Raw genomic sequence first — 26,866 nt, 5'->3', positions numbered from 1 at the left:
CTCGGTGGCGCCCTGGCCGCCCTTGGTCTTCACCGCGACCTGGACGTCCTTGTACCCGCCCAGCTCGGACTCGGTGGAGTCGATGATCTCGGTCTTCCAGCCGACGCGCTCGGCGTACCGCAGGTACATGCGCAGCAGGTCGCCGGCGAAGAGGGCGGACTCGTCGCCGCCCGCGCCCGCCTTGATCTCCAGGATGACGTCCTTGTCGTCGCTGGGGTCGCGCGGGACCAGGAGCAGCCGGAGCTTGTCCGTCAGCTCCTCGCGCTGCTTCTCCAGCTCCTTCACCTCGGCGGCGAAGTCGGGATCGTCGTGGGCCAGCTCGCGGGCCGTCTCGATGTCGTCCCCGCTCTGCTTCCACGAGCGGAAGGTGGCCACGATCGGCGTCAGCTCGGCGTAGCGCTTGTTGAGCTTGCGCGCGTTCGCCTGATCGGCGTGGACCGAAGGGTCGGCGAGCTTCTTCTCGAGATCGGCGTGTTCGCCGACCAGTTCCTCGACCGCCTCGAACATCGGGGGCTCCTGGTTTCGTACGGCAAGTGGGGCTGCGGGGAGACGGCAAACGCCGGTCCCGGCCACCCCCGGTCGGGGCGGCCGAAGACCGGCGCAGTGGCTCGCTACTTCTTGGAGCCGGCAGCCTTGCCGAAGCGGGCCTCGAAGCGGGCCACACGACCGCCGGTGTCGAGGATCTTCTGCTTGCCCGTGTAGAACGGGTGGCACTCGGAGCAGACCTCGGCACGGATGTTGCCGCCGTCGATCGTGCTACGGGTGGTGAACGACGCACCACAGGTGCAGCTGACCTGGGTCTCGACGTACTCGGGGTGGATGTCGCGCTTCAAGGTGTCTCCTAGTTTCGGGAGGGCACCGGGTCGCACGCGCGGGATGCGGGTGCGTGAACCGGGGCCGACGTACCAGTCTGCCAGGACCGGCCGCATCTCCCAAAACCGGGGGGTGGCCGGATCTATTCCACCGGCTTGCCTCTACTTCACGACGCCGTCGGCGGAGCCGGTGGCGGCGTCCTTGGTGGCGCTCGCCGGGATGGGACGGTCGGCCTTGAGTGCCGCCCAGACCTGCTGGGACTGGGCCTTGAGGGGGACGACCCGGTTGGGGTCGCGTTCGTCGTACGTGACCGGCAGCGTGATCATGTGGACGTCGTCGGCGCCGAGACCCTTGAGGCCGCTCGCGAAGCTCATCAGCTCGTTGACGGAGTCGAGCTCGGAGTCGGGCCGGATGGCTTTGGTGGCCGAGTCGGCGAGGTCGAGGAGCTTCTTGGGGCTGGTGAAGACGCCGACGCTCTTGACCTGATTGATGAGGGCCTTCATGAAGGCCTGCTGGAGCTGGATCCGGCCGAGGTCGCTGCCGTCGCCGACGCTCTTGCGGGTGCGGACGAGGCCGAGGGCCTGCTCCCCGTCGAGGGTGTGGGGGCCGGGCTGGAGGTCGAGGTGGCTCTTGCTGTCCTTGATCGGCTTGGTGGTGGTGATCTTCACCCCGCCGAGCTCGTCGATCAGCTTCTTGAAGCCGGTGAAGTCGACCTCGATGTAGTGGTCCATGCGGATGCCGGAGATCGACTCGACGGTCTTGACCGCGCAGGCGGGGCCGCCGACCTCGTACGCCGTGTTGAACATGGCGCGGCGCTCGCCGGTGACCTGCCTGCCCTGGCTGTCGGTGCACTGGGGGCGGTCGACGAGGGTGTCGCGCGGGACGGAGACGACGCTGGCCTTCTTGTGGCCCTCGTAGACGTGGACGATCATCGCGGTGTCGGAGCGGGCACCGCCCTCGTCCTTGCCGTAGGCGCCGTTGTCGCCCGAGCGGGAGTCGGAGCCGAGGACGAGGATGTCCATCGAGCCGTTGTCGACGTCGATCGGGCGGTCGTCGCCGAGCTGGGCGTTGATGTCGACGCCCTCGATGTTGCCGTTGAGCGAGACGTAGACGTAACCGAGTCCTCCGCCGCCGACGACCACGGCCGCGGCGGCGGTCCAGCCGGCGATGGTGACCGCCCTGCGGGTCTTCGTGGGGGGCTTGCGCCGGCGTCCGGCTCCGCGTATTCGGCCGCTCGTGCTCTGCTCGGTCATCGGCTTCCTCGGGTCAGCGGCTCAGGTCATCGGTTCACCTTGTGTGACGGCAAGGCGCCCGAAAGGGTTGCACAGGGACCTGTGAGGTTTCGGCGGGCGCGGTGTGTGGAAACACCGCGCCCACCGTGCGGGGCACGGTGGGCGCGGTGGTCTTTACGCAGGTCACGGACGGGTTACGACGGCGGGGCCGGCGAGGCGTCCGTGTGGTGAAGGTCTCGTCGGGGAAAGCCGGTTACGCGGCTCAGCCGAAGAGGTTGAAGGACGTGAATCCGACGCCCATCTTCACCTTGGCGGCGGTGGCGAACGGCGTGGTGGCGTTGCCGGTGCCCTTGTAGGCCCACATCGACCCGGCCGAGTCACGCACCAGGAAGTCGGCCTTGTTGTCGCCGGTCAGGTCGCCGGTGGTGACGAAGGCGTTGAAGTTCCACCCCTTGCCGACCAGCACACGGCCGGAGATGGGAGCGGTCGGGTGACCGGTTCCCTTGTACATCCACAGCCGGTTGGCGGTGTCACGGGTGATGATGTCGGGCTTGCCGTCACCGCTGTAGTCACCCTTGCCGTACACGGCGTACGAGCTCCAGCCGACGCCGATCTTGACCTTGGCGGCGAAGGAACCGTTGCCACGGCCGCCCCACATCCACAGGTTCCCGGAGGAGTCCTTGGCGATGAGGTCGGGGTTGCCGTCCTGGTTGAGGTCACCGGGGATGGTGATGTCCTTGAAGCCACTCCAGCCGACACCGATGCGGGTCTCGGTCCACTCGTACCCGATGGACTCGCCCCGCCACTCGTAGCGGGCCCAGTACAGCTCGCCGGCCGGCGTGCGGAAGACGATGTCCTGGTTGGCGTCCTTGTTGAGGTCGCCCTGGCGGATCACGTTGACGTTGTTCCACACACCCAGGGACTCGTCCAGGCCGAGCGAGGTGCCGCGCGACCTGTAGATGTAGGTGTTGTAGTTCGTCTTACGGGCGATCACGTCGGCCTTGTTGTCGTCCGTCAGGTTGGCGTCGTCCACCACGGAGGCCACCTGCGGCGTGAACGTGCTGACCTTCGTGAACACGCTCAGCGCGCCCGCGGCGATGCAGTCCCGGACGCCCCAGGAGACGATGCCGACGACCCGGCCGCCGACGACGAGCGGACCGCCCGAGTCGCCGTTGCACGGCGAGACGGTGCCCGCGTCGGACCCCGTGGCCGGCTCGCCCGCGCAGAACATCTGGCCGGCGACGAACGTGTCCTTCGCGTCCGCCCAGCCGGGGCAGGACGCGTCGGGCTGGATCTTGAGGCTCGCCTGCTTCAGCGTCTCCGAGCCCGCCGAACCGGGCGTACCGCTGGTGCGGCCCCAGCCGTACACCGTGCCCTTGGTGCCCGGCTTGTACGAGGCCGTGTCGGTCGGCGCCGCGATCGGCAGCGTCTTGAACGGCATCGGGCGGTCCAGGGTGAGGACCGCGACGTCGCCCCTGATCGCCGCGTCGTTGTAGGCCGGGTTGAGCCAGGCCCGCTTCGGCACGGCCAGCAGGCCGCCGTGGAACTGCCAGTTGCCGTTCGCGTCCTCGCTGGCCCGCTGGGTGGCACCGGCGACGACGGCACCGGAGGTGCCCCAGTCCGCGCCGTGGACGCAGTGGGCGGCGGTGAGCACCTTCGCGGGGGCGATGAGCGTGCCGCCACAGAAGAAGCCCTCGCCGGTCGCCTTGTCGACGCCGTACAGCTGCACCATCCACGGGGCCGCGCCCGCGGGGGTGTCGACGCCACCGATGATCTTCGGGTCGGCGCCGTTCGGCGACGTGGAGGACTTGGGGGTCTTGGGGGCCTCGGAAGCGCCCTCGTCCTGCTTGGTGTCCTTCGGCAGGGCGTTGAGCGCACCCTCGGCGCGCTTCTTCAGCTCGGCCTTCGACGCCACCTCGGGCGCCGGGAGTTCGACGGCGGGCCGGGGGGTCTCCGCGGCCTGTGCCGGTACGGCCGTCAGGACCGCGCCGCCGAGCGCGAGCGCGGCGACAGCCGCGGGGAGAGCCGTCCTGGCTCTCCGGTGAGCAAGTGTCACGCAGTTCTCCTATCGAAAGTGTCGTAGTTCGAAGGAGAGAGAAGAGATCCCACACGGGGCGTGCCGCCCGGCGACTTCAGGGCATGGCTCCGCCAACTCAGTAGGCGCATTCGGAAATACGTTCCCCCCACTTACGACACGGTGATCGTACAACGCGCAACCGCCCCCGTCACCGGAGTGACGGGGGCGGCTGGTGCTACGACCTGAGACGGCGTCAGTCGTTGTTCGACGACGGCGTGGTCTTCTGGATCTGCAGCAGGAACTCACCGTTCGACTTGGTCGACTTGAGCTTGTCGAGCAGCAGCTCGATCGCCTGCTGCTGGTCGAGCGCGTGGAGCACGCGACGCAGCTTCCAGGTGATCGCCAGCTCGTCGCTGCCGAGCAGGATCTCTTCCTTACGCGTACCGGACGCGTCGACGTCCACCGCCGGGAAGATGCGCTTGTCGGCGAGCTTCCGGTCGAGCTTGAGCTCCATGTTGCCGGTGCCCTTGAACTCCTCGAAGATCACCTCGTCCATCCGCGAGCCGGTGTCGACCAGCGCGGTGGCCAGGATGGTCAGCGAGCCGCCGTCCTCGATGTTGCGCGCCGCACCGAAGAAGCGCTTCGGCGGGTAGAGCGCGGTCGAGTCGACACCACCGGACAGGATGCGGCCGGAGGCCGGCGCCGCGAGGTTGTACGCGCGGCCCAGGCGGGTGATCGAGTCGAGCAGGACGACCACGTCGTGGCCCAGCTCCACGAGCCGCTTGGCGCGCTCGATGGCGAGCTCGGCGACGGTGGTGTGGTCCTCGGCCGGGCGGTCGAAGGTCGAGGAGATGACCTCGCCCTTGACCGACCGCTGCATGTCGGTGACCTCTTCCGGACGCTCGTCGACCAGGACGACCATCAGGTGGCACTCGGGGTTGTTGTGGGTGATCGCGTTGGCGATCGCCTGCATGATCATGGTCTTGCCGGTCTTCGGCGGGGCCACGATCAGGCCTCGCTGGCCCTTACCGATCGGCGACACGAGGTCGATGATGCGGGTGGTCAGCACGCCCGGGTCGGTCTCCAGACGGAGCCGGTCCTGCGGGTAGAGCGGGGTCAGCTTGTTGAACTCGGGGCGGCCACGGCCCGATTCGGCGGCCATGCCGTTGGCCGAGTCCAGCCGGACCAGCGCGTTGAACTTCTCGCGGCGCTCGCCCTCCTTCGGCTGGCGCACGGCGCCGGTGACGTGGTCACCCTTGCGCAGGCCGTTCTTGCGGACCTGGGCGAGGGAGACGTACACGTCGTTCGGGCCGGGCAGGTAGCCGGAGGTCCGGATGAACGCGTAGTTGTCGAGGATGTCGAGGATGCCCGCGACGGGGATCAGCACGTCGTCCTCGTTGACCTGCGGCTCCGCGCCGAAGTCGTCACGGCCGCGACGGCCACGGCGGTCGCGGTAGCGGCCGCGACGGCCACGACGGCCGCCCTCGTCGTCGAAGTCGTCCTGCGGGCCGCCCTGGGGGCCCTGCGGGCCGCCCTGGCGCTGCTGGCGCTGACCGCCCTGGCCACCGCCGCCCTGCTGGTCGTCGCCCTTGCCGCGGTCGCGGCGGTCGCGCTGACGCTCACGGCGGTCGCCGCGCTCGCCCCGCTCACCGCGGTCGCGGCGGCCACGGCCCTCGGCGCCGTCGACGGCGGCCTCGGCCTTGGCCTCGGGCTGCGCGTCGATCCGCGCCTCGGTCTTCGTCTCCGCCTTGGCCTCGGCCTTGGTCTCGCCCTCCGGGCTGCCGGCCGGCGCGGTGGCACGGCGACGACGGCGCTCGCCCACGGGCTGGTCGTCGCTGGCGGGCTGGCCCGGGATGTCGATCTGCTGCTGGGCGACGGCCTTCTCGGCCTTCTCCGCCTTGGGCGCGGCCGCGGCGGTGTCCTCGCCCGTACGGGCCTTGGAGGTGGCGCGGCGCTTCGGCTTGGTCTCGGCGGCTTCGGCGGCCGGACCGGCGCTCTTGGCGGCGCCGCCGGAGGCCTGCGCCTCCTTGATGACCTCGATCAGCTGGCTCTTGCGCATCCGCGCGGTGCCCCTGATGCCGAGGCCGGACGCGACCTGCTGCAGCTCGGCCAGGACCATGCCCTCGAGGCCGGTGCCGGAGCGGCGGCGCCGTGCGGTGGTGCCAGTGGCAGCACCTGCGGCGGGCGCGGCGTTGTCGACGTTGGTGTCGGCAGTCACGCCCATCAGATCGGTGGTGTCGCTCACGAAGGGTCCTTCCCTGGAGCGGACGTCGGCCATCTGGCTCGGCGACCGGTTGTGCTGTCCGACTACGGCTCTTGGCTTGTGAGCCGGTCGGGGCGGTGGTCCCGCCGGGTACGGCGGAGAGAAAAGTGTGCTGTGGGTCCGGCCCGAGGCCCCCTGTGCTCGGCCCGCTCCTGGGGAAAGCGAGGGGTGTCGTGCCGGTTCCGGAGCGTGCTCGAAACTGCTCAGGCAGGCTGCTCAGGCAGTTTGGGGAGGCTCCCGGAAGAATGGCGGTCCCGGATAGGGACACTCAGCACCGCGCCACAACGACGTCGGGTGCAGACTTGAGGTTAACACTACCGGCTCCATCAAACATTCCCCCTCTCCATCACCGGCAATCTCGTGTCACTGCGCGTTACGGAGCGAGCGGCAGAACACTCGCGCCGGAACCGTCGAGCGCCAGGCGGTTGGCCGCCCAGCCCTCGCCCGCCAGGAGCGCGACCTTGTCGGCCGCGCCGTCCTCGACCAGCGCGAGCACCGTGGGGCCCGCACCGGAGATGACCGCGGGGACACCGTCCGCACGCAGTCGGTTCACCAGGTCGAGGCTCTGCGGCATCGCGGGGCCCCGGTACTCCTGGTGCAGCCGGTCCTCGGTGGCCGCGAGCAGCAGTTCGGGGCGCCTGGTCATCGCCTCGACGAGCAGGGCCGCGCGGCCCGCGTTCACGGCCGCGTCGACGTGCGGAACGGTGCGCGGCAGCAGGCCGCGGGCGGTCTCGGTGAGCACCGGCTTTCCGGGGACGAAAACCACCGGAACGATGGAATTCGCGGGTTCCATCCTGATCGCCTTGGCCGCGCCGCTCTCGGTCCAGGCGAGGGTGAAGCCGCCGAGCAGACAGGCGGCGACGTTGTCGGGGTGGCCCTCGATCTCGGTGGCGAGCTCGAGCAGGGCCGCGTCGTCGAGCTTGGCGTCGCCGCCTATCGTCACCGCGCGTGCGGCGACGATGCCGGCGCAGATGGCGGCCGACGAGGAGCCGAGGCCGCGGCCGTGCGGGATGCGGTTGGCGCAGACGACCTCGAGGCCGCGCGGCTGCCCGCCGAGCAGGTCGAAGGCAGTGCGCAGGGAGCGTACGAGCAGGTGCTTCTCGTCGCGGGGGAGCGTCTCGGCACCCTCGCCGGCGATGTCGATGTGCAGCCCGGAGTCGGCGACCCGGACGACGACGTCGTCGTACAGCCCCAACGACAGGCCGAGGGCGTCGAAGCCCGGGCCGAGGTTGGCACTGGTGGCGGGAACGCGCACCCGTACGGCGGCGGCGCGGAACGCTGGACCGGCCATCGCTCGATGACTCTCCTTGGCTTTGACTACGGGTTTTCTGGAGGAAGTACGAAGACCCGGGGGCCGTGCCGACCACATCTGGCGACAACGGCGGCAACACCGCGGCATATGCGGCGGGGCGGGTTAAGTACAGCCTATCGAAGGAAGGTTCTGTGGCGACATAGGGCGCACAGGAGGCGCACGATGCGTGTCGCGAGCCATCCTGTGCACCTATGTACGTTCCTGTGCGAGTTTCGGCGCGGGGCGTCGCACGGTGCCCGACCTCGTACGGGGTCGGGGGCTAGGCGAGACCGAGACGCTCGGCCGCGGTGGCCGCGTCGACCGGCACGGTCACCGGCTGGGGGGCGCCGGCGACGGCCCAGTCAGGGTCCTTGAGTCCGTTGCCGGTGACAGTGCAGACGATCTTCTGGCCGGGGTCGACCTTGCCCTCGGCGGCGGCCTTGAGCAGACCGGCCACCGACGCGGCGGAGGCGGGCTCCACGAAGACGCCCTCCTGCGCGGCCAACAGCCGGTAGGCGGCCAGGATCTGGCGGTCCGTCACCTCGTCGATGAAGCCGCCCGACTCGTCCCGGGCGGCGAGCGCGTAGTCCCAGGAGGCGGGGTTGCCGATCCGGATCGCGGTGGCGATGGTCGACGGGTCCTTGACCACCTCGCCGCGCACGATCGGCGCGGAACCGGAGGCCTGGAAGCCCCACATGCGCGGGGTGTGCGTGGACATCGCGTCCGCCGCGTACTCGCGGTAGCCCTTCCAGTACGCCGTGATGTTGCCGGCGTTGCCGACGGGCAGGACGTGGATGTCGGGCGCGTCGCCGAGGGCGTCGACGATCTCGAACGCGGCGGTCTTCTGGCCCTCGATACGGACCGGGTTGACCGAATTGACCAGCGCCACCGGGTAGTTCTCGGAGAGCGCGCGGGCCAGCGTCAGACAGTCGTCGAAATTGCCGTCGACCTGGAGGATCTTGGCGCCGTGGACCAGTGCCTGACCCATCTTGCCGAGCGCGATCTTGCCCTGCGGCACGAGGACGGCGGAGACCATGCCGGCGCGTACGGCGTAGGCGGCGGCCGACGCCGAGGTGTTGCCGGTGGAGGCGCAGATGACGGCCTGCGCGCCCTCCTCCTTGGCCTTGGTGATGGCCATGGTCATGCCGCGGTCCTTGAAGGAGCCGGTGGGGTTGGCGCCCTCCACCTTGAGATGCACCTCGCAGCCCGTGCGCTCGGAGAGGACCTGAGCGGGGACGAGCGGAGTGCCACCCTCACGGAGCGTGACGACCGGCGTCGTGTCCGTGACCGGAAGGCGGTCCCGGTACTCCTCGATGATGCCGCGCCACTGGTGGGTGCCCTTGCTGGTCATGGGTCCTTACTCCCCTTCAACACGCATGATGCTGGCGACACCGCGCACGGTGTCGAGCTTGCGCAGCGCCTCGACGGTCCCGGAGAGGGCGGCGTCGGGCGCGCGGTGGGTGACGACGACGAGCGATGCCTCGCCGTCCTTTCCCTGCTGGCGGACGGTGTCGATCGACACCCCGTGCTCGGCGAAGACCGTCGCGACCTGGGCGAGGACGCCCGGCTTGTCGGCCACGTCGAGGCTGATGTGGTACCGCGTCACCACGTCGCCCATGGGGCTCACGGGCAGCTGGGTGTACGCGGACTCACCGGGGCCGGTGGCCTCGTTGAGCTTGTTGCGGCACACGGCGACCAGGTCGCCGAGTACGGCCGACGCGGTCGGCGAACCGCCGGCGCCGGGGCCGTAGAACATGAGCTGCCCGGCGGCCTCGGCCTCGACGAAGACCGCGTTGTAGGCCTCGCGGACGGAGGCGAGCGGGTGGCTCAGCGGGATCATCGCGGGGTGCACGCGCGCGGTGACGGACTCGCCGTCGGCGGCCCGCTCGCAGATCGCGAGCAGCTTGATGGTGCAGCCCATGCGCTTGGCGGAGGCGAAGTCGGCGGAGGTGACCTCGGTCATGCCCTCGCGGTAGACGTCGTCGAGGCGTACGCGCGTGTGGAAGGCGATCCCGGCCAGGATGGCGGCCTTGGCTGCGGCGTCGAAGCCCTCGACGTCGGCGGTGGGGTCGGCCTCGGCGTACCCGAGGGCGGTGGCCTCGTCCAGCGCCTCGGAGTAGCCGGCGCCGGAGGTGTCCATCGCGTCGAGGATGAAGTTGGTGGTGCCGTTGACGATGCCCATCACGCGGTTGATCTTGTCGCCGGCGAGGGATTCGCGCAGCGGGCGGATCAGCGGGATGGCGCCGGCGACGGCGGCCTCGAAGTAGAGGTCCCGGCCGTGCTCCTCGGCTGCGGCGTAGAGCGTGGCACCGTCCTCGGCGAGCAGGGCCTTGTTGGCCGAGACGACCGAGGCGCCGTGCTCGAAGGCGGTGGTGATCAGCGTACGGGCCGGCTCGATGCCGCCGATGACCTCGACGACGACGTCGATGTCCCCGCGTTTGACCAGCGCGGTCGCGTCGGTGGTGATCAGCTCCGCGGGGATGCCCTCACGCACCTTGGACGGGCGGCGGACGGCGACGCCGGCGAGCTCCACCGGGGCGCCGATGCGCGCGGCGAGGTCGTCGGCGTGCGTCGTCATGATGCGCGCCACCTCTGAGCCGACCACTCCACAGCCCAGCAGCGCCACCTTCAGCGGACGCGTACGCATCATCCGACCTCACTTCTCGTACTTCTACGGTATGGACCAGTCTCACTCACCGGACGGCGGTTTCTATCCCCCGTCCGGATCCTGAGACATCTATTTCATCAGCCGACATCGAGACGCAGGAGATCTTCCTCCGTCTCGCGCCGGACGATCACGCGCGCCTCGCCGTCCTTGACGGCGACGACGGGCGGGCGAAGAGCGTGGTTGTAGTTGCTCGCCATGGAGCGGCAGTAGGCGCCGGTGGCGGGTACGGCGATCAGGTCGCCGGGGGCCAGGTCGGCGGGGAGGAACGCGTCCTTGACCACGATGTCGCCGCTCTCGCAGTGCTTGCCGACGACTCGGGAGAGCATGGGCGGCGCGTCGGAGGTGCGCGAGACGAGGGTGACGGTGTACTCGGCGTCGTACAGCGCGGTGCGGATGTTGTCCGACATGCCGCCGTCGACGCTCACGTACGTCCGCAGCCCTTCCAGCGGCTTGACCGTGCCGACCTCGTAGAGGGTGAAGGCGGTGGGGCCGACGATGGCGCGGCCCGGCTCGACGGAGATCCGGGGCGTACGGAGTCCGGCGGCCTCGCATTCGCGGGTGACGATCTCGAAGAGCGCCTTGGCGATCTCGTGCGGCTCACGGGGGTCGTCGTCGGAGGTGTACGCGATGCCGAGGCCGCCGCCGAGGTCGATCTCGGGCAGCTCGACGCCGTGCTCGTCGCGGATCTGCTTGAGCAGTCCGACGACCCGGTGGGCGGCCACCTCGAACCCGGAGGTGTCGAAGATCTGGGACCCGATGTGGGAGTGGATGCCGATGAGCTCGAGGCCGTCGAGCTTGAGGGCCCGGCGTACGGCCTCGGCGGCCTGCCCGCCGGCCAGCGCGATGCCGAACTTCTGGTCCTCGTGGGCGGTCGCGATGAACTCGTGGGTGTGCGCCTCGACACCGACCGTGATCCGGATCTGGACGCGCTGGCGCGTGCCGAGGGACTGGGCGATGTGGGCGACGCGGACGATCTCCTGGAAGGAGTCGAGGACGATCCGCCCGACGCCGGCCTCGACGGCCCGCCGGATCTCCTGCTCGGACTTGTTGTTGCCGTGGAAGGCGATGCGGTCGGCGGGCATGCCGGCGGCGAGGGCGGTGGTCAGCTCGCCGCCGGAGCAGACGTCGAGGTTGAGCCCCTCCTCCTTGAGCCAGCGGACGACGGCCCGGGAGAGGAACGCCTTTCCGGCGTAGAAGACGTCGGCCTCCTTGCCGAAGGCGTCGGCCCAGGCGCGGCAGCGGGCGCGGAAGTCGGCCTCGTCGAGGAAGTAGGCGGGGGTGCCGAACTCCTCGGCAAGGGTGCCGACCGGGATGCCGCCGACGGTGACCTGTCCGTCCTCGGCCCGTCCGACGGTCTGCGACCACACCTTGGGGTCGAGAAGGTTGAGGTCCGCGGGCGGCGCCGAGTAGTGCCCCTCGGGCAGGACGTCTGCGTGGCGGGGCCCGGCGGGGTGTGCGGAACGGCTCATGTCGTCGCTCTTTCAGATCTGTTCGGGTGCGCTGATGCCGAGCAGGGTGAGGCCGCCGGCGAGCACCGTCCCGGCGGCTTCGGCGAGCGCGAGCCGGGCGCGGTGGGCGGCCGAGGGTTTCTCGTCACCGAGCGGCAGCACGGTGTGCTGGAAGGCGAGCAGGGCATCGGCGATGACTTCGAGATGCCGGGCGACCCGGTCGGGGGCGCGGAGGCGGGCGGCCGATTCGAGGACGACGGGGTGGTCGCCGAGGGCGGCGGTGAGGGCGGGGGCGTCGGCGGGGTGGGTGCCGAGCGCCGCGGTGAGGGCGGGGGCGTCGGCGGGGTGGGTGCCGAGCCCGTCGGTATGGGCGGGCGCGTCGACGGGGTGGGTGCCGAGCGCGGCGGGTCGGGCGGGCACGTCGGCCGGCTGGGTGCCGAGCGCGGCGGTATGGGCGGGCGCGGCGGTCGGGGCCGGGTCGCTGCCGAAGCCGAGCTGGGCGGCGCCGCGCAGCAGGGCGCGGCTGCGGGCGTATGCGTACCGGACGCGGAAGAGGGGATTGGCCTCGGTCTGCAGGAGCAGGGTGTCGTCGAGCTGCGGCCGGTCCTGCGCGGCGGCCCGAAGCAGGGCCCAGCGGGTCGCGTCGGCCCCGAAGCGGCGCAGCAGTACGTCGGCGGTGTGCCCGGCGGGCCGCGCGCGGAGCTCGGCGAGCTCGACGGGGGGCCGCCCCTCGGCTCCGACGGTGACGCCGAGGCGGGCCCAGTCGGGGTCGACGTGATCGCAGCTGGTCCGTACGGAGGCGCCCTGGGCCACCTGGAGCCGGCGCACGGTGTCGGCGACGACGGCGGCCCGTACCTCGGGGCGGTGGTGGTACTGGAAGACCTGCCCTGCCATCGAGCCGCCGTGCCCGTAGGCGGTCCCGGCGGTGAGCACGCGGCGTACGAGACCGGCGTCCCCGGCGGCGTCGAGGGTGAGGTTCAGGAACCCGGGCCCGGTGATCTCGACCGTGCGGATGCCGGGGGTGTCGCGCAGCCGGTCCATGAGGATCTGGGCGACTTCGAGGGGCGGGAGGTGGGCGTCGCGGGCCAGGCGCAGGGCGGCGTTGGTGGCGTAGTCCCCCCGCCCGCCGGGCCGGGGCCGCTCGACGACAACCCGCTCGGGCAGCGCCACCCGCAGCGCACCCTCGTCGACCGCACGGCGCACGGCGCGCAGCACGGTGAGGGAGAGGTCCGCGGGGGTCACGAGACAAGCGTATGGGAGGAGGGGGGGATGAATGCGAACCGGTTTCGCGATGCGGGCAGGAGCCGCCATACCCTCAGCCTCGGGTGCTCCCGGCCCGCCCGGCTCCGTGCCTGCCGTCGAGCGACGGCGGCTCGTCCCGCTCCTCTCCCCCGCCGCGCGGCCGCATCAGCTGCCGGACGACCCGGACGAGCTCGGCGGGCTCGAAGGGCTTGGCGAGGAACGCGTCGACTCCGGCGGCGATCCCGGTCTCCACTTCGTACTCCGTGCAGGCGCTGATGATCGCGACGGGCACGTGGCTGGTCAGCGGATCGGACCGCAGCTGCGCGGCGGTCCGGAGCCCGTCGAGCCGGGGCATGACGACATCGAGCGTGACGACGTCGGGGCGGACCTGGCGCACGACGTCCAGACACTCGACACCGTCGGCCGCGGTCACGACCTCGAAGCCCTCCAGCTCGAGATTGACCCTGATCAACTGCCGGATGACCCTGTTGTCGTCGACAACGAGCACCCGCCCGGACACGCCTGACACTCCTCGAGAGTAGGTCGGCGGCAGGGGCTGCGTCCGGGTTTTGCCCACTTCCACCCCGAGCGGGGGACGCACCTGCGCCCGCCCGGCCGAAATACCTGTTCACAGCCATGGGCCGGGAGCTGGTAGGGTTCTACCCGTCGCCGCCGAACGCGGCGGACGCCCCCGTAGCTCAGGGGATAGAGCAACGGCCTCCGGAGCCGTGTGCGCAGGTTCGAATCCTGCCGGGGGCACAGAAGCCGGAACAGCGTGTTCAACCCGCTGATCTGCGGAAGTGCCAGACTTCAAGAGCCGGACCCAGTCCCACTGGGTCCGGCTCTTTGTCGTTGTCTATCACTGGTCCTGCCGGGTGGCGACAAGGTGGAACAGTCGTCGTACGCTTCGGCGCCCGGCCGGCCCCGGTGCGCGATCACCGTGGACAAGAAGCAGGTCCTCACGGTGAAGGGCGACGTGATCGGCGTGGAATCAGACCCGATGAAGGTCCACGCGGGGCTGCTCGTCAACTCCGACCGGATCGGGGTCGGTGACGACGGACGCGTCGGCGACGCGACGGTGATCGCCGTCGCCTCCTGCACGTACCGGGGTGAAGCACGCCGCTTCGTCGCCCAGGTGTTCCCGCCGACGGCGACCGAAGACGTCGCCAAGCGCCGCGGCGAGATGGCCCGGTTCATGACCGCCTACTTCCCGGCGGCCAAGAAGGCGGCAGGGTGCACGAACTGACCCCGTACGAGAGGCGCGCCGTGCCAGGCCAGTCTCCGTGACGAAGGACCTGCCTCAACGGCGCGTCAACCTCACCCAGTTCATCGGGGCATACCTTCCGGCCGTCCAGAAGTCACTGGACGGCAAGGGCTGAACTGCCCCTACGGACGAGAGGGCGGGAGTCGGTGTCACCGACTCCCGCCCTTTGTCGTTCGCGCGTTCCGGAGCTGCGTATCTGGACAAGAGCCGCCGCGCAGCGGGCTGCCCCGTAGGGTGGTGCGTGCAGCTGGTTCGAACCCGCCCGGCCACGAGCGGCGTGCAGCCGGACATCCAGATCCACACGCACATGTGCTACGCCGAGTTCGGCGACATCGTCCAGGCCATCGACGGTCTCGACGCCGACGTCATCAGCTTGGAAGCCGCCCGCTCCCACGTGCAGGTCGCCCATGCGGTCGCCGACCACGGCTACCCGCGCGAGGCCGTCCCCGGTGTGTGGGACATCCACTCCCCGCGCGTTCCTGCCGTGGAGGAGGCTACGGCCCGGCTCCGCAAGGGACTTGAGGCCATTCCGGCCGAGCGGCGGTGGATCCACCAAGCTGCGGCCCGAAGACCCGCGGGTGGCTGGAGACCCAGGCCTCCCTGGAGAACCTCGCCGCCGCCCGCACGGTCCGCGACGAGCTGTCCGTCTCCTGATCCATCACACCCGCGCGGCCGGCCACGCCCCCTGTGGCGGGTCGCACAGGTCTGGGTCTGGCGGGGCTGTGGCCGGTTCTGCGATGCTTCCGTCCGACAAGCGACGGCGGAACGAGGAAGCCGGTGAGATTCCGGCACGGTACCGCCACTGTGTAGGGGGAGCGACTCCGTCCATGGCCACCGCCCCATCGGGGTGGGAAGGCCGGAGAAGCGTTGATCCCGAGTCAGGAGACTCACGCCGTCGCACCTCGATGTACGGGGCGGATTTCCCCAGGAGAGGCGGTGGCACTCGTGTGCCCGCACATGTGTGGTGGCAGCCTCGGGGCTGCCGGTGGCTCTTCGGAGTCGGCCTGCCCGGCTTGACGCTCGGGCCCGTTCTCCCAGGGTCTGACGACCTTCTCCCTCAGCGGGTTCCTTCCCGTACGCCGCATCGTGCGCGCCGCCATGCCGGTGCGCACTGCCCACGCACGCCACCAGGAGTCACCTTGTCCGTACGATCAGTCATGCCCGGCCGCCGTCGGGCCGCCGCGGCGGCGCTCCTCGCCGCCGCCCTCACGCTCACCGCGTGCGGCGGCGACTCCAGCCGGCCCGCCGATGCCGACGCCCGGGCCGCCGGAGAGGGTTGCATCAAGAACTTCGACCCGGCCAAGGACTACTTCCCGGTCAAGTCGACGGTGAAGCACGCCAAGAACTTCACGCTCCGGTACGAGAAGAGCTACCAGGTCCTCACCGTCAAGGAGCCCTTCCCCAAGGGAAAGCCCGAGTCGTACGTGCTGGTCAAGTGCGGTGCGCCGAAGCCGAAGCTGACCGGTGAGCTGGCGTCGGCGCAAGCGGTCACCGTCCCCGTCAAGAGCCTGTACTCCGCCTCCACCACCCACCTTCCGCTGCTGACCGAGACCGGCACCCTGGACGTCCTGACCGGGGTCGCCAGCGCCACGGCCATCTCCTCCGCCGAGGTGCTCGACCGGGTGAAGGCCGGAAAGGTCACCGAGTACGCCAAGGACCACACCCTCAACGCCGAGACGGTCATCGGTGCCAAGCCGGACGTACTGATGACGCAGGGCACCGACGACCCTCAGTACCCCAAGCTGCGCCAGGCGGGCATCGCCGTGGTCGCCAACGCCGAGTGGCTGGAGCCCAGTCCGCTCGGCCGCGCCGAGTGGGTCAAGGCGATGGCCGCGCTGACCGGGGCGGAGAAGCGCGCGGGCGAGGTGTTCGACACGATCGAGGGCGACTACCGGAAGGTTGCCGAGAAGGGCGCGCAGGCGGTCAAGGCGGGCAAGCCCGTCGAGGTCCTGCCCGGCACGATGTACCAGGGCACCTGGAACATGCCCGCCGGCGGCAGCTACGCCGGGCGGCTGATCAAGGACGCGGGCGGCACCTACCCCTGGGCCGGCGAGGCGGGCACGGGCAACCTCCAGCTGAACTTCGAGGCCGTGTACGCCAAGGGCGGCGAAGCCCCGGTCTGGATCGCCGACCAGCAGTGGAAGTCCACCGCCGACGCCGTGAAGGCCGACAGCCGGTACGGGCAGCTGAAGGCCCTCTCCGGCGGCGCCGTCTGGACGAACCACAAGGCGCTCGGCCCCGGCGGCGGCAACGACTACTACGAGCGCGGCGTACTGCGCCCGGACCTGGTCCTCGCCGACCTGTTCGCGCTGATCCACCCGGACCAGGCCAAGGGCCACACCTTCACCTTCTACCAGCCGGTGCCGAAGGCGTGACGACGCACATGGCAACCATGCCGGCCGCCGCCCCGGACACCGCGCCGAAGGTGCCGCCGGGGCGGCGGCGGCTCGCCGTCGTCCTCGCCCTCGCGGCCGGTACCGCCGCGCTGTTCGTCCTCACCATCGCGACCGGCTCCCATCCGGTGCCGGTCGCGGAGGTGGTACGGGTCCTGTTCGGCTCCGCCGCCGAGGACCCGCGCTGGACCGTGATCGTCGAACAGGTCAGGCTGCCGCGCGCGCTGACCGCCACCACCGTCGGCGCCGCCCTCGCCGTGGCCGGCGTACAGATGCAGACCCTGTTCCGCAACGCGCTGGCCGACCCGTTCTCCCTCGGAGTGAGCTCCGGCGCCAGCATGGGCGTCGCCGCCGTGGTCGTCGGCACCGGCGGGGTCGCCGGAAGCTTCACCGGGGACCTGGCCGGGCTGGGGCGGGTGGGCGTCGTCCTGGCCGCCTCGATCGGCGCCGCCGCCGTACTGGCCCTCGTCCTGCTCCTGTCGCGGTGGGTGAAGTCGGCCGTCACGCTGCTCGTGATCGGTGTCATGATCGGCTCGGCGGCCACCGCGGTGGTCGGCGTGATGCTCGTCTACTCCCGGCCCGAACGCGCCCAGCAGTTCGTCATGTGGAGCCTGGGCAACTTCAGCGCCACGACCTGGCCCGACCTCCACGTCATGCTGCCCGTCATCGGCGCCGGCCTGCTCACCGCGCTGCTGACCGCAAAACGCCTCAACGCCCTGCTGCTCGGCGAGGACTACGCCCGCACCATGGGCCTGAACGTGCGGCGCAGCCGCGATCTGGCGCTGCTCGGCACCGCGCTCCTCGCGGGCGCGGCGACCGCGTTCTGCGGGCCCATCGCCTTCCTCGGCCTGGCCGTCCCGCACCTGACGCGGGTGGCGCTGGGGACCTCCGACCACCGGGCGCTGATCCCCGCGTCCATGCTCGCCGGGGCGTTCCTCGCGCTGGCGTGCGCGCTGCTGAGCCAGCCGCCGGGTACGGATTCGGTGCTGCCCCTCAACGCCATCACGTCGCTGTTCGGCGCTCCCGTCGTCATCGTGTTCCTGATCCGCAGCCGTCGCGGCGTACAAGGAGTGGCCTCGTGACCGACACCATGACCGAACCCGCCACGGACACGGCCGACCGACAGGACCGCCCCGAGGGTCTCGCCACCGAAGGGCTCGCCGTCGGCTACCGCACCCGGTCGGCGCGCGGGCGCGGAGCGAACCGGGCCGTACTGTCCGGGCTCGACCTGGAAGCGCGGGCCGGCGAGCTGACCGTACTGCTCGGGCCCAACGGAGCGGGCAAGTCCACGCTGCTGCGGACCCTGTGCGGGCTTCTGCCGTCGCTTGAAGGCCGGGTACGGATCGGCGGGGCCGACCTGGCCCGGACGTCGCCGACCGCGCTCGCCCGCCGGCTGGCTGTCGTCCTGACCGATCGGGTGGACCCCGGGCTGCTGTCCGTACGGGAACTGGCCGGGCTCGGCCGCCACCCGCACACCGGTTTCACCGGCCGCCTCACGGACGCCGACCACGCGGTCGTCGAGTGGTCGCTGAAGGCGGTGGGCGCGGGACACCTGGCGGACCGGCCGGCCGCCGAGCTCTCGGACGGCGAACGCCAGCGCGTGCTGACCGCGCGCGCCCTCGCCCAGGAGCCCGAGGTCGTCCTCCTGGACGAGCCGACCGCCTTCCTCGACGTTCCCTCACGGGTGGCGCTCACGGTGCTGCTGCGTGACCTCGCCCGGGACAAGGGCCTGACCGTGGTGGTCAGCACGCACGACCTGGAGCTGGCCCTGCGGGTGGCCGACGCCGTCTGGCTCGTCGACCGCGACCGCCACGTCCATGCCGGGGCGCCGGAGGACCTGATCCGCAGCGGCGCGGTCGCCGACGCCTTCGACGCCGATCACCTGGCCTTCGACCCGGTGTCCGGCACCTTCGGACTGCGCCGCACGGCACGCGCCGCCGTGGCGGTGGACGCGCCGGCCGATGTGCTCCCGCTCCTCGAACGCGCCCTCGCCCGCGAAGGGCTGACCGTCGCGGGCCCGGGCGACCCGACCGCCGACAGGCAGGTGACCTGGAACGGAGGAGACCGGTTCACCCTCACCGGTCCGGGCGGGGCGGTCGTCCACAGCTTCCACGAGCTGACCCGGGCGGTACGGACATGGTGACCGTGGCCCTCACCTCCGACGTGCTGACGCGGGTCTCCGCGATCGGCCCCTACTTCGCGGTGGCGACAGGCCCCCGTCCCGAGGATGGGGGTACCTCCCAGGTCGAAGGCTCTGGGGGAGGCTTCCGGCCGATGACCGACCTGTACACCGACCCGGCCGCGCTGGAGGAGTGCGTACGGGCCGTCTCCGGGCGGCTGGGCACCGACCAGCCGAGGGTGGCCGCGTCCACCCTGCACCTGGGCACCGCCTCGCGGCTCTGGTCGATCGCCCTGGCCTGCGCCACGCTCACGGGCCAAGTGCCCGATCTGCGGCCGGACCGGCTGTGGTGGCGCCTGCCCGCCTCCGGCCCTCTCGACCTGTGGCTCCCCGACCTGAGGATGGTGGACCGGGAACCGCACCCGGCCCTGCACCACACCGTCGTCGTCCAGAACCTGACGCCTTTGGCCGCCGCCGTACGGCGTGTGTCCGGCGTGTCCCCGCACGTTCTCCGCGGCAACGCCGCCTCGGCGCTGATCGGGGCCCACCGCGTCCTGCTCGCCAGGGAGCCGCACACTCCGTTCCCCGTCGTACCTCTCGTCCGCGCGCTGCTGGACCAGCCTCCGCTGGCGGGCGCCGGCACGTACCGCGCCACTCACACCAGGCCGCTCGCCTTCCAGCGCCGCAGCTGCTGCCTGTACTACCGCGTGCCCGGCGCGGGCACCTGCGGCGACTGCGTCCTCAACACCAAGGAGAAGACCTCATGACCACCACCGAGCCGACCGTCGTCGAGACCCCCGGCGGCGGCACCCAGCACGTCTGGCCCCTCCCGGTCGACGAGACCACCCTCCTCGACCTCGTCACCACCGTCTTCACCGACCACTGGCAGCACATCCACTTCGGTCCCATCATCGAAGGCGCCGCCTGGGAGGTCGGCGCACCGGGCGCCCCCACCGCCATCACCATGAACGACGGCTACGCCACCGTCGACTTCGGCGCCTGGCACTTCCACCTCTGCATCGGCGAGCACACCGCCTCGGGCCCCGAACTCGGCCGCATCCGCCGCTGCTCCCGTGCCGAGCTCTATCGCTCCATCGGCTCCGACGGCGCCCCCGTCAGCTGGGGAGCCCGCCTGTTCAACGGCCGCGACGAGCAGATGATGACCGTCCTGCTGCCCAACCCCTTCCTCACCGACCGCCAGGAAATCCTCGACACCCCCGACTTCACCCGCCTCGCCGCGTGGGACGCCCTCCGCGACCGCTTCCTCGGCCTCTCCCCCGACCCCCTGGACCGCACGGGCAAGGGGTTCCGGCACAGCGGCTGACCTCACGGCTTGGCTTCCTACGCGGCTCGGGCGCGCCGTCAAACCCCTTTCAGCCGAGCGAACTTGTGTACGGATACACGTTGCGACTTCGCATCAGCGTTGTTAGGTTCATGACCGACCGAAGGCCGATCCACGGGGGATGAAGCCGACTGGTCCGGTGCTGCGGTGCGGGGGTCATCCCGGGGGTTCCTGGGCTTTCCTATGCCTGTTTCCGCACGTCGGGCGCCTTTCCCCCTGGTCGGCCCCGATGGCTGAAGCACGCGACGGGGCAGCCCGCGCGGGCTCAACAGGGGGACTTCCATTGAGGCGTAGTCATACGCGCACCACAGCACGGATCGCATCCGTTACCGCTTTCGCCGTGGCCGTCGGGCTCGGCGGGGCGAGCACCGCGAACGCCGACTACTACGACGGCGGCATGCCCAGCCCCAAGTTCAACGTCAAGGCCGTGGGGATCAACGACACCTGGGTCGGGTTCCTCGACACCGGGCGGAAGAACTGGAACAACGCCGGTGCCGGCGTCAGCATCGGGCGCAAGTCCAACGCCAAGGCCACCTTCACCGCCGGTCGCTACAACGAGAGCTGGTACGGGCTCTACTCCCCGTCCGGCTGGCGGCCGGTCAACCGCGTGTTCAAGATCAAGGTCAATGCCCGGACCCTGTCCCGGGACGCCGGCTCCAAGATGACCGAGTGGTCGCGCAGCACCACCACCCACGAGCTGGGGCACGCTCTGAGCCTCGACGACAACCCGGGGACCCGCAAGGCGTCCCTGATGAAGCACAGCCGCAACCGGGCCACCGTGCAGAAGCCGCAGGCGTACGACGTCTCCGAGGTCAAGAGGATCTACTGATGATGAATCTGCGCCATGCCGTCGTCGGCGGATCCGCCCTGCTCGCCGTCCTGACCGCCGCCGGCTGCTCCACGGGCGGCGGCGACCGGACCGAGGGCAAGGCCTCCGCCGGTGCCCCCGAGGTCATCGCCTACGAGGCCGACTACCCCGTCTACGACTCGCTCGACGCGGTGGTCAAGAAGGCCGACACCATCGTGAAGGGCACCGTCGTCAGCTCCACCGTGAAGGAGCTGATGCCGGAGGTCTCCACCGAGGGTGACCCGCTGACGAACCCGCAGGCCGGTCTCAGCAAGGAGGAGGCCGCCGAGGTCGAGCCGGTGATCATCACCGTCTCCAAGGTCAAGGTCTCCGAGGTGCTCGCCGGTGACGTGAAGCCGGGCGACACCGTCGAGGTGAGCCAGCTCGGTGGCACGCTGGGCAAGACCACCTACAAGGAGAAGCACACCACCACCCTGGCGAAGAACGGCACCGAGTACGTGCTGATGCTCGCCGACCACGGCTCCTCGCCGTACGACCTGCTCAACCCCGAGCAAGCCCTCTACACCGTCGACAAGGGCGGCAAGCTCCGCCCCGCCACCGGCGGTGGCTTCGAGGACGCGGGGACGGTCGGCCGTCTCAAGGACCGTACGGCCCGCATGAAGTAGGCGGCGCCGGCCGCAAGGTCAGGTGAACAGAAGGGGTGTCGCCCGGTGGGCGGCACCCCCTCCACGTGTCAGCCGGTCAGCCGGTCAGCCGGAGAGCCTTCAAGGCGGCCGGGCTCAGCGCCACCTCGTTGCCTTCGGAGGGCACGGCCTTGCCGCCGCTGACCCCGTAGGCGCCCTGCGCGGTGTTCACGAGGGTGTACCGGCCGTCGTCCTGGTGTTCCAGCAGGAAGACGTACTCCCGGCCGGCCTCGAGCGCGGCGGTCTCGGGGCCCGAGCCGGGCGGGGTGTACGAGACGGTGACCTGCCCGCCCGGCACCGTGCCCTTCGCCGTCGCCAGCACCTCGGCGGGGGCCACCGTCGAGGTGATGTCGTCGGTGGTCCGCTCCGTACCGGCACCCAGCTTCGCCCGCACGATGAGGTCGGCCGCACCTTCCAGTTCGGCCGTCGAGGGGTAGTGGGGTTCGTCGGCGACGAGCCCGCCGCCCGGCCCGGGGCCGTCCGGGCCGCCCGCCGCGAACACGGCGATCGCGGCCACCGCCGCGGCCGCCCCGCAGGCCACCGCCGCGATCAGCACACCGCGCCGGCGCCGGGGCCGCGCCACCGTCCCCGCCGGGGGCCGGGCGCCGCCGACCAGGGCGCCCAGCTCCGCCACGGCACGCGGGGACAGACCCGCCTCCGCCGCGCCGGGGGGCAGCGGATCGGCGTGCCGGATCAGCGACTCCACCCGCTTCGCGGACATGGCGGACGTAACAGAGTTCTTCGGACGCTTCATACCGACTCCCGGGACGAGGTGTAGAGCTCACGGAACGCCTTGCGCGCCCGGTGCAGACGGACCCAGACGGCCGGGGCGCCGCAGCCGAGCAGACGGCCGATCTCCGCCGCGCCGAGGCCGTCCCAGTAGCTGAGCAGCAGCACCTCCCGGTGCTGGTCCGCCAGCCGGTCGAGCGTGTCCAGGACCGCGGAGTCCTCGGCGGACGCGGGCGCCCGGTCCAGTTCCTCACCGATCCGCCGGTGCAGCTCGGTCAGCCGCGCGGTGGCCCGGTAGTGGTTGCCCAGCACGTTCCTGGCCGTGACGAACAGCCATCCGGGCGTCGCCTCCCCGCCCCCGAGCACGTGCTCCCACGCGATCCGGAACACCTCCGCGGTGACCTCCTCGGCCGCGCCCCGGTCCCCCGCTCTGCGGTGGACGAAGGCGTGCACCCGGGGGTACTCCCGCGTGTACAGCTCGGTGAACCGCGTGCCGCGGCCCGACTCGCTCACGGTCTGGTTGTTCTCCACACCCCGTATATGTCATGCGCGGGGCAGATCCTTACAGCCTGTCGGAGAAAAGCTGGAGGACCTCAAATCCGCATCTGCCGCCGCACCTTGCCGGGGAGGCCGAGCGGGAATCACGCGACGATGAGAACCTCCCTGCGGGAGCTGGTCACATCGGCAGGGAGGCCGTGATGAGTTCGGCGATGCGCGGGATGTGGGCGTCCAGATAGAAGTGGCCGCCCTCCAGGACGTGCAGGCTGAAGGGGCCCATGGTCTCGGCCTCCCAGGCCCGCGCGCCGGGGCCGGTGACGCGCGGGTCGCGGTCGCCGGTGAGGGCGATCACCGGGCAGGTCAGGCGCGGGGTGGGGCTGTGGACGTACGTGTAGACCGCGCGGAAGTCGGCGCGCAGGGAAGGCAGGGCCAGCTCGCGGATCTCCGGGTGGTCCAGCAGGACACTGCCGGCGCCGCCCAGGCGGCGGACCTCGGCGACGACCCACGTGTCGTCCAGCTCGGTCAGGGGCGGCAGTCCGTCGGGGAGCTGGGGCTGGGCGGGGCCCTGGCGGCCCGAGACAAACAGCGCGGCCGGGGGCAGGCCCTTGCTCTGGAGGCGGCGGGCGGTCTCGAAGGCGACCAGGGCGCCCATGCTGTGGCCGAAGAGGGCGTAGGGCTCCGCCGTGTAGAGGTCGAGGGCGGCCGCGGCCTCGTCCGCGAGCGCGGCGATCGTCTCGAGGCAGGGTTCGCCGAGACGGTCCTGGCGGCCGGGGTACTGCACGGCGAGCGCCGCGAGGCCGGCCGGGAGCGCGGCGGAGAGCGGCTGGTACGTGCCGGCCGCACCGCCCGCGTGCGGGAAGCAGACGAGCCGGAGCTTGGCGTCCGGGGCGGGGTGGAACTGGCGTATCCACGTACCCGCGTTCGCCCTCCCGTTGACGGTGTTCCCGTGAGCCTTCGCGTTCAACTGCGCCCCCCTTGCCGAATGTACGGTCCGTAGCCCCGTCATGCGGGCCGTTGCCGCGCGTACGGTCCGCTCTCCCGCCCTCCCCGCACCCTACGCGGAGCGTTTGCGCGGCGAGGACTTCTTCGCGGTCGTCTTCTTGGCCGCCGCCTTCTTCCCCTTCTCCGAAGAGGTCGACCTGGCCGTCGACTTGGCCGTGGACTTCGACGACGACGCCGTCTTCTTCGCCGCCGTCTTCGCGGTCGTCTTGCGTGCCGGCGCCGTCTTCTTCGCCGCGGTCTTCGCCGTCGACTTCTTGCCGCCCGTCTCCTTCGGGACGGCCGCGGCCGTCCGCTTGCGGGACGGGAGCGGGGTGACCTCGGCGACCTCGCCCTCGCCCTCGCCGCGGGCCTCCTTGGCCGCGCGCACGCTGCTTTCCAGGGCCGCCATCAGGTCGATCACCTTGCCGCCCGGTTCCGCCTCCTCCGGGGCCTCCGGGGTGACCGCGCCGCCGCCCTCCGCCTTCGCGGCGATCATCGCCTCGACGGCCTCGCGGTAGTCGTCGTGCAGGGAGTCGAGGTCGACGTCGCCGAGGGTGTCCATCAGGGCGTCGGCGAGGTCGAGTTCGGCGTCCCGTACGGTCACCCGGGTCTCCGGGGCGACGCCTTCGGGGGCGCGGATCTCGTCGGGCCACAGCAGGCCGTGCATGGCGATCACCTCGTCGACGACCCGCAGCATGCCCAGCCGTTCGCGGCCGCGGAGCGCGAACTTGGCGATGGCGACCTTGTCGCTGCGCTTGAGCGCCTCGCGCAGCAGGGTGTACGGCTTGGCAGCCGGGACGCCGTTCGCCGCGAGGTAGTACGCGGCGTCCATCTGGAGCGGGTCGATCTCACCGGCCGGGACGAACGCCACGATCTCGATCGTCTTGGCGGTCGGCAGGGGCAGCGCGGCGAGGTCCTCGTCGGTGATCGGGATCATGGTCCCGTCCGCCTCCTCGTACGCCTTGCCGATCTCGGCGGCGGGGACCTCCTCGCCTTCGAGTTCGCAGACCTTGCGGTAGCGGATGCGGCCGCCGTCCTCCGTGTGGATCTGCCGGAACGACACCGACCGGCTCTCGGTCGCGTTCACCAGCTTGATCGGGATGCTGACCAGCCCGAAGGAAATCGCACCGTTCCAGATGGATCGCATGCTTCATTCCTTTCACCCGGCTTTGATGGGCCATGCCCGAAGATGTGGGATTCTCATCGTATGACGCCCATCACAGAGGTGGAGGGGCGGCGCCTCCCGCTCAGCAATCTGGACAAGGTGCTGTACCCCGCGACCGGCACCACCAAGGGCGAACTGCTGCACTATTACGCCATCACCGCGGGTGTCCTCCTCCCCCATCTGCACCTGCGGCCCGTCTCGTTTCTGCGCTATCCGGACGGGCCCGACGGGCAGCTCTTCTTCACCAAGAACCCGCCGCCCGGCACACCCGACTGGGTGATGACCGCCCCCGTGCCCCGGTCCGACGACCCTTCGGCACGCCAGGTCGTGATCCAGGACCTCCCGTCGCTGATGTGGGCCGCCAATCTGGTCGTGGAGTTCCACACCCCGCAGTGGCGCTCCGACGCCCCGGCCGTGGCGGACCGGCTCGTCTTCGACCTGGATCCGGGCTCGCCCGCCACCGTCGTGGAGTGCTGCCGGGTGGCGCTGCGGCTGCGGGAGCGGCTGGCCGAGGACGGGCTGGTGGCGTACGTGAAGACGTCCGGCGCGAAGGGGCTGCATCTGCTGGTTCCGCTGGTGCCGACGCCGTCGGAGGAGGTGTCCGCGTACGCGAGGCGACTGGCCGTCGAGGCGGAGGCGGAGCTTCCCTCGCTGGTCGTCCACCGGATGGCCAAAAAGCTGCGCCCGGGCAAGGTCTTCGTCGACCACAGCCAGAACGCGGCGGCGAAGACCACCGCCACCCCCTACACGCTCCGCGCCCGCCGCACCCCGGCCGTCTCCACGCCGGTGACCTGGGAGGAGGTGGAGGCCTGCACCGATCCCGGCCAGCTGGTGTTCCTGCTGGAGGACGTCGCGCCACGGGTGGGGATGTACGGGGATCTGCTCGCTCCGCTCTTCGACACCCGCGGCGCCGGGTCCCTGCCATGAGTGCCACGAGCCCTATGAGCCCCATGAGGTCACTGCCATGAGCCTGCGGCCGCCCGTGCGGGTCGCGCTCGCCGAGTCGGTGGGCGCGCTGCCGCGCGGGGCGGGGCTGGCGTACGAGCCGAAGTTCGACGGCCACCGGATGGTGATCTTCCGGGACGCCGGGGACGTCGTGCTCCAGGCCCGGTCGGGGCGGATCATCACCGCCGCATTCCCCGATCTGGTCGACGCGGCGCGGCAGCTCCCGGCCGGTACGGTCCTCGACGGCGAGGTGGTCGTCTGGACCGGTGGCCGGACGGACTTCGCCGCCGTGCAGGGCCGGGCGGCCGCCACGCCGGTGCGGGCCCGGACCCTGGCGGTGCGGCTGCCCGCCTCGTACGCGGCCTTCGACCTGCTGGCGGAGGACGGCCGCGACCTGCGGCCGGTGCGCTACGAGCGGCGGCGTGAGCGGCTCGTCGCCGTGCTCGGGGCGCTGGGGCCGCCGCTGCAGCCGGTGCCGATGACGACCGATCCGCAGCTGGCGGCCGTCTGGTACGAGACCCTGCCGGAGATCGGCGTCGAGGGGTTGGTGATCAAGCGGCTGGACCAGCCGTACAAGGCCGGCACGCGCGCGTGGCGCAAATTGCGGCACACGGACACCCGGGACGCGATGGTGGTCGGGTTCACCGGGGCGCGGTCCCGGCCGGCGGCGCTGGCGCTGGTGCTGCCGGACGACGACACGCCGGTCGTCTCCAGCCCGCTCGCCCCGCCGCTGCGCGGCCAGGCGGGCGCGGCGCTGCCGGAGCCCGTCCCCGGTACGGGGACGGCGATGGCGCCGGGGCTCGGCGAGGTCGAGTACCGCCGCGTACCGCCCCGGCTCATGGCGGAGGTCGCACAGGGCACCACGCGCCACTCCCTGATCACCGTGCTGCGGCTGCGGGACGCGGCGGAGGGCGATGAGGAGGGGCTGGTTCCGGACAAGGGTGCGGACGGCTGAGGAGTGGCGC

General features: G+C 71.3%; 25 protein-coding genes, 1 tRNA gene, 1 pseudogene and 1 riboswitch. Of the genes and pseudogenes, 12 read left to right on the top strand and 15 right to left on the bottom strand.

All coding sequences use genetic code 11. The features are described 5' to 3' along the window. The 11 genes from IEZ01_RS14160 to IEZ01_RS14110 form a co-directional block, all read right to left on the bottom strand. Positions 1 to 507, bottom strand: a 507-nt coding sequence (locus tag IEZ01_RS14160; protein WP_189201956.1) for a PCRF domain-containing protein, incomplete at its 3' end; no start/stop codon positions are given. Between the two features lie 104 nt (positions 508 to 611). Continuing rightward, positions 612 to 833, bottom strand: coding sequence for a 50S ribosomal protein L31 (gene rpmE / locus IEZ01_RS14155; protein WP_019889493.1), 222 nt, complete (start codon positions 831 to 833; stop codon positions 612 to 614). Between the two features lie 141 nt (positions 834 to 974). Further along, complete coding sequence (locus IEZ01_RS14150) at positions 975 to 2,066, bottom strand: LCP family protein (protein ID WP_019889492.1); 1,092 nt, start codon at positions 2,064 to 2,066, stop codon at positions 975 to 977. Positions 2,067 to 2,307: 241 nt separating this feature from the next. Next, on the bottom strand, positions 2,308 to 4,101 hold the full coding sequence (locus IEZ01_RS14145) for a trypsin-like serine protease (protein WP_189201954.1): 1,794 nt from the start codon (positions 4,099 to 4,101) through the stop codon (positions 2,308 to 2,310). A 214-nt stretch (positions 4,102 to 4,315) separates the two neighbouring features. Beyond that, positions 4,316 to 6,307, bottom strand: coding sequence for a transcription termination factor Rho (rho, locus tag IEZ01_RS14140; RefSeq protein ID WP_189201952.1), 1,992 nt, complete (start codon positions 6,305 to 6,307; stop codon positions 4,316 to 4,318). Between the two features lie 391 nt (positions 6,308 to 6,698). After that, positions 6,699 to 7,616 carry a homoserine kinase gene (gene thrB, locus IEZ01_RS14135; protein WP_019889489.1) on the bottom strand — a complete coding sequence of 306 codons (918 nt, stop codon included), beginning with the start codon at positions 7,614 to 7,616 and terminating at the stop codon, positions 6,699 to 6,701. 280 nt (positions 7,617 to 7,896) lie between these two features. Next, positions 7,897 to 8,967: a threonine synthase gene (thrC, locus tag IEZ01_RS14130; protein ID WP_189201950.1), complete on the bottom strand. Its 1,071-nt coding sequence runs from the start codon at positions 8,965 to 8,967 to the stop codon at positions 7,897 to 7,899. 6 nt (positions 8,968 to 8,973) lie between these two features. Continuing rightward, the gene (locus tag IEZ01_RS14125) at positions 8,974 to 10,266 is read right to left on the bottom strand and encodes a homoserine dehydrogenase (RefSeq protein ID WP_019889487.1); all 1,293 of its coding nucleotides are present in this window, start codon (positions 10,264 to 10,266) and stop codon (positions 8,974 to 8,976) included. A gap of 95 nt (positions 10,267 to 10,361) precedes the next feature. Further along, the gene (lysA, locus tag IEZ01_RS14120) at positions 10,362 to 11,753 is read right to left on the bottom strand and encodes a diaminopimelate decarboxylase (RefSeq protein ID WP_019889486.1); all 1,392 of its coding nucleotides are present in this window, start codon (positions 11,751 to 11,753) and stop codon (positions 10,362 to 10,364) included. A 12-nt stretch (positions 11,754 to 11,765) separates the two neighbouring features. Further along, on the bottom strand, positions 11,766 to 12,974 hold the full coding sequence (gene nrtL, locus IEZ01_RS14115; RefSeq protein ID WP_189201948.1) for an ArgS-related anticodon-binding protein NrtL: 1,209 nt from the start codon (positions 12,972 to 12,974) through the stop codon (positions 11,766 to 11,768). 73 nt (positions 12,975 to 13,047) lie between these two features. After that, positions 13,048 to 13,551, bottom strand: a complete 504-nt coding sequence (locus tag IEZ01_RS14110; protein WP_189201946.1) for a response regulator — start codon at positions 13,549 to 13,551, stop codon at positions 13,048 to 13,050. A 110-nt stretch (positions 13,552 to 13,661) separates the two neighbouring features. Between IEZ01_RS14110 and IEZ01_RS14105 the strand changes: the two genes are divergently transcribed. The 10 genes and pseudogenes from IEZ01_RS14105 (at position 13,662) to IEZ01_RS14060 (ending at position 21,565) form a co-directional block, all read left to right on the top strand. Further along, positions 13,662 to 13,733, top strand: a tRNA-Arg gene (locus IEZ01_RS14105). Between the two features lie 181 nt (positions 13,734 to 13,914). Further along, entirely contained in the window at positions 13,915 to 14,220 is a 306-nt protein-coding gene (locus IEZ01_RS14100; RefSeq protein WP_189201944.1) for a hypothetical protein, read from the top strand. Between the two features lie 283 nt (positions 14,221 to 14,503). Then, positions 14,504 to 14,892: pseudogene (locus tag IEZ01_RS14095) on the top strand (5-methyltetrahydropteroyltriglutamate--homocysteine S-methyltransferase); the annotation flags it as partial. Positions 14,893 to 14,959: 67 nt separating this feature from the next. Then, positions 14,960 to 15,146, top strand: a riboswitch (cobalamin riboswitch). 249 nt (positions 15,147 to 15,395) lie between these two features. Beyond that, positions 15,396 to 16,613 carry an ABC transporter substrate-binding protein gene (locus IEZ01_RS14090; protein ID WP_189202024.1) on the top strand — a complete coding sequence of 406 codons (1,218 nt, stop codon included), beginning with the start codon at positions 15,396 to 15,398 and terminating at the stop codon, positions 16,611 to 16,613. Between the two features lie 8 nt (positions 16,614 to 16,621). After that, entirely contained in the window at positions 16,622 to 17,713 is a 1,092-nt protein-coding gene (locus IEZ01_RS14085) for a FecCD family ABC transporter permease (RefSeq protein WP_229832944.1), read from the top strand. Then, complete coding sequence (locus IEZ01_RS14080) at positions 17,710 to 18,774, top strand: ABC transporter ATP-binding protein (RefSeq protein WP_189201942.1); 1,065 nt, start codon at positions 17,710 to 17,712, stop codon at positions 18,772 to 18,774. The genes IEZ01_RS14085 and IEZ01_RS14080 overlap by 4 nt, the downstream gene beginning before the upstream one ends. 131 nt (positions 18,775 to 18,905) lie before the next feature. Beyond that, on the top strand, positions 18,906 to 19,517 hold the full coding sequence (locus IEZ01_RS14075; RefSeq protein ID WP_229832943.1) for a (2Fe-2S)-binding protein: 612 nt from the start codon (positions 18,906 to 18,908) through the stop codon (positions 19,515 to 19,517). Further along, positions 19,514 to 20,074 (top strand): DUF7676 family protein, encoded by a 561-nt coding sequence (locus IEZ01_RS14070; RefSeq protein WP_019889452.1) that lies wholly within the window; start codon positions 19,514 to 19,516, stop codon positions 20,072 to 20,074. Before IEZ01_RS14075 ends, IEZ01_RS14070 begins: the two co-directional genes overlap by 4 nt. Before the next feature lie 358 nt (positions 20,075 to 20,432). After that, complete coding sequence (locus IEZ01_RS14065) at positions 20,433 to 20,921, top strand: zinc metalloprotease (RefSeq protein ID WP_019889451.1); 489 nt, start codon at positions 20,433 to 20,435, stop codon at positions 20,919 to 20,921. Beyond that, a complete protein-coding gene (locus tag IEZ01_RS14060) occupies positions 20,921 to 21,565 on the top strand; it encodes a hypothetical protein (RefSeq protein ID WP_189201938.1) in 645 nt (214 codons plus the stop codon). Before IEZ01_RS14065 ends, IEZ01_RS14060 begins: the two co-directional genes overlap by 1 nt. Positions 21,566 to 21,641: 76 nt before the next feature. Here the strand turns inward: IEZ01_RS14060 and IEZ01_RS14055 are convergent, their stop codons facing one another. The 4 genes from IEZ01_RS14055 to ku all read right to left on the bottom strand — a co-directional run bounded on the left by IEZ01_RS14055 (position 21,642) and on the right by ku (position 24,938). Then, positions 21,642 to 22,337, bottom strand: a complete 696-nt coding sequence (locus IEZ01_RS14055) for a hypothetical protein (RefSeq protein ID WP_229832942.1) — start codon at positions 22,335 to 22,337, stop codon at positions 21,642 to 21,644. Then, a complete protein-coding gene (locus IEZ01_RS14050) occupies positions 22,334 to 22,843 on the bottom strand; it encodes an RNA polymerase sigma factor (RefSeq protein WP_019889448.1) in 510 nt (169 codons plus the stop codon). The genes IEZ01_RS14055 and IEZ01_RS14050 overlap by 4 nt, the downstream gene beginning before the upstream one ends. Positions 22,844 to 22,988: 145 nt before the next feature. Beyond that, entirely contained in the window at positions 22,989 to 23,774 is a 786-nt protein-coding gene (locus IEZ01_RS14045; RefSeq protein WP_189201936.1) for a thioesterase II family protein, read from the bottom strand. Positions 23,775 to 23,864: 90 nt separating this feature from the next. Continuing rightward, a complete protein-coding gene (gene ku, locus IEZ01_RS14040; RefSeq protein WP_019889446.1) occupies positions 23,865 to 24,938 on the bottom strand; it encodes a non-homologous end joining protein Ku in 1,074 nt (357 codons plus the stop codon). Positions 24,939 to 24,998: 60 nt separating this feature from the next. Here ku and ligD point away from each other — a divergent pair, with 60 nt between their 5' ends. Next, complete coding sequence (ligD, locus tag IEZ01_RS14035) at positions 24,999 to 25,883, top strand: non-homologous end-joining DNA ligase (protein ID WP_019889445.1); 885 nt, start codon at positions 24,999 to 25,001, stop codon at positions 25,881 to 25,883. A 37-nt stretch (positions 25,884 to 25,920) separates the two neighbouring features. Beyond that, positions 25,921 to 26,856, top strand: coding sequence for an ATP-dependent DNA ligase (locus tag IEZ01_RS14030; RefSeq protein ID WP_189201934.1), 936 nt, complete (start codon positions 25,921 to 25,923; stop codon positions 26,854 to 26,856). Positions 26,857 to 26,866: the final 10 nt, after the last annotated feature.

It is taken from the genome of Streptomyces purpureus, from assembly GCF_014648195.1.
GTDB classification, from domain to species: Bacteria; Actinomycetota; Actinomycetes; order Streptomycetales; family Streptomycetaceae; genus Streptomyces; species Streptomyces purpureus.
This window is presented reverse-complemented; position numbering and strand designations above follow the sequence as displayed.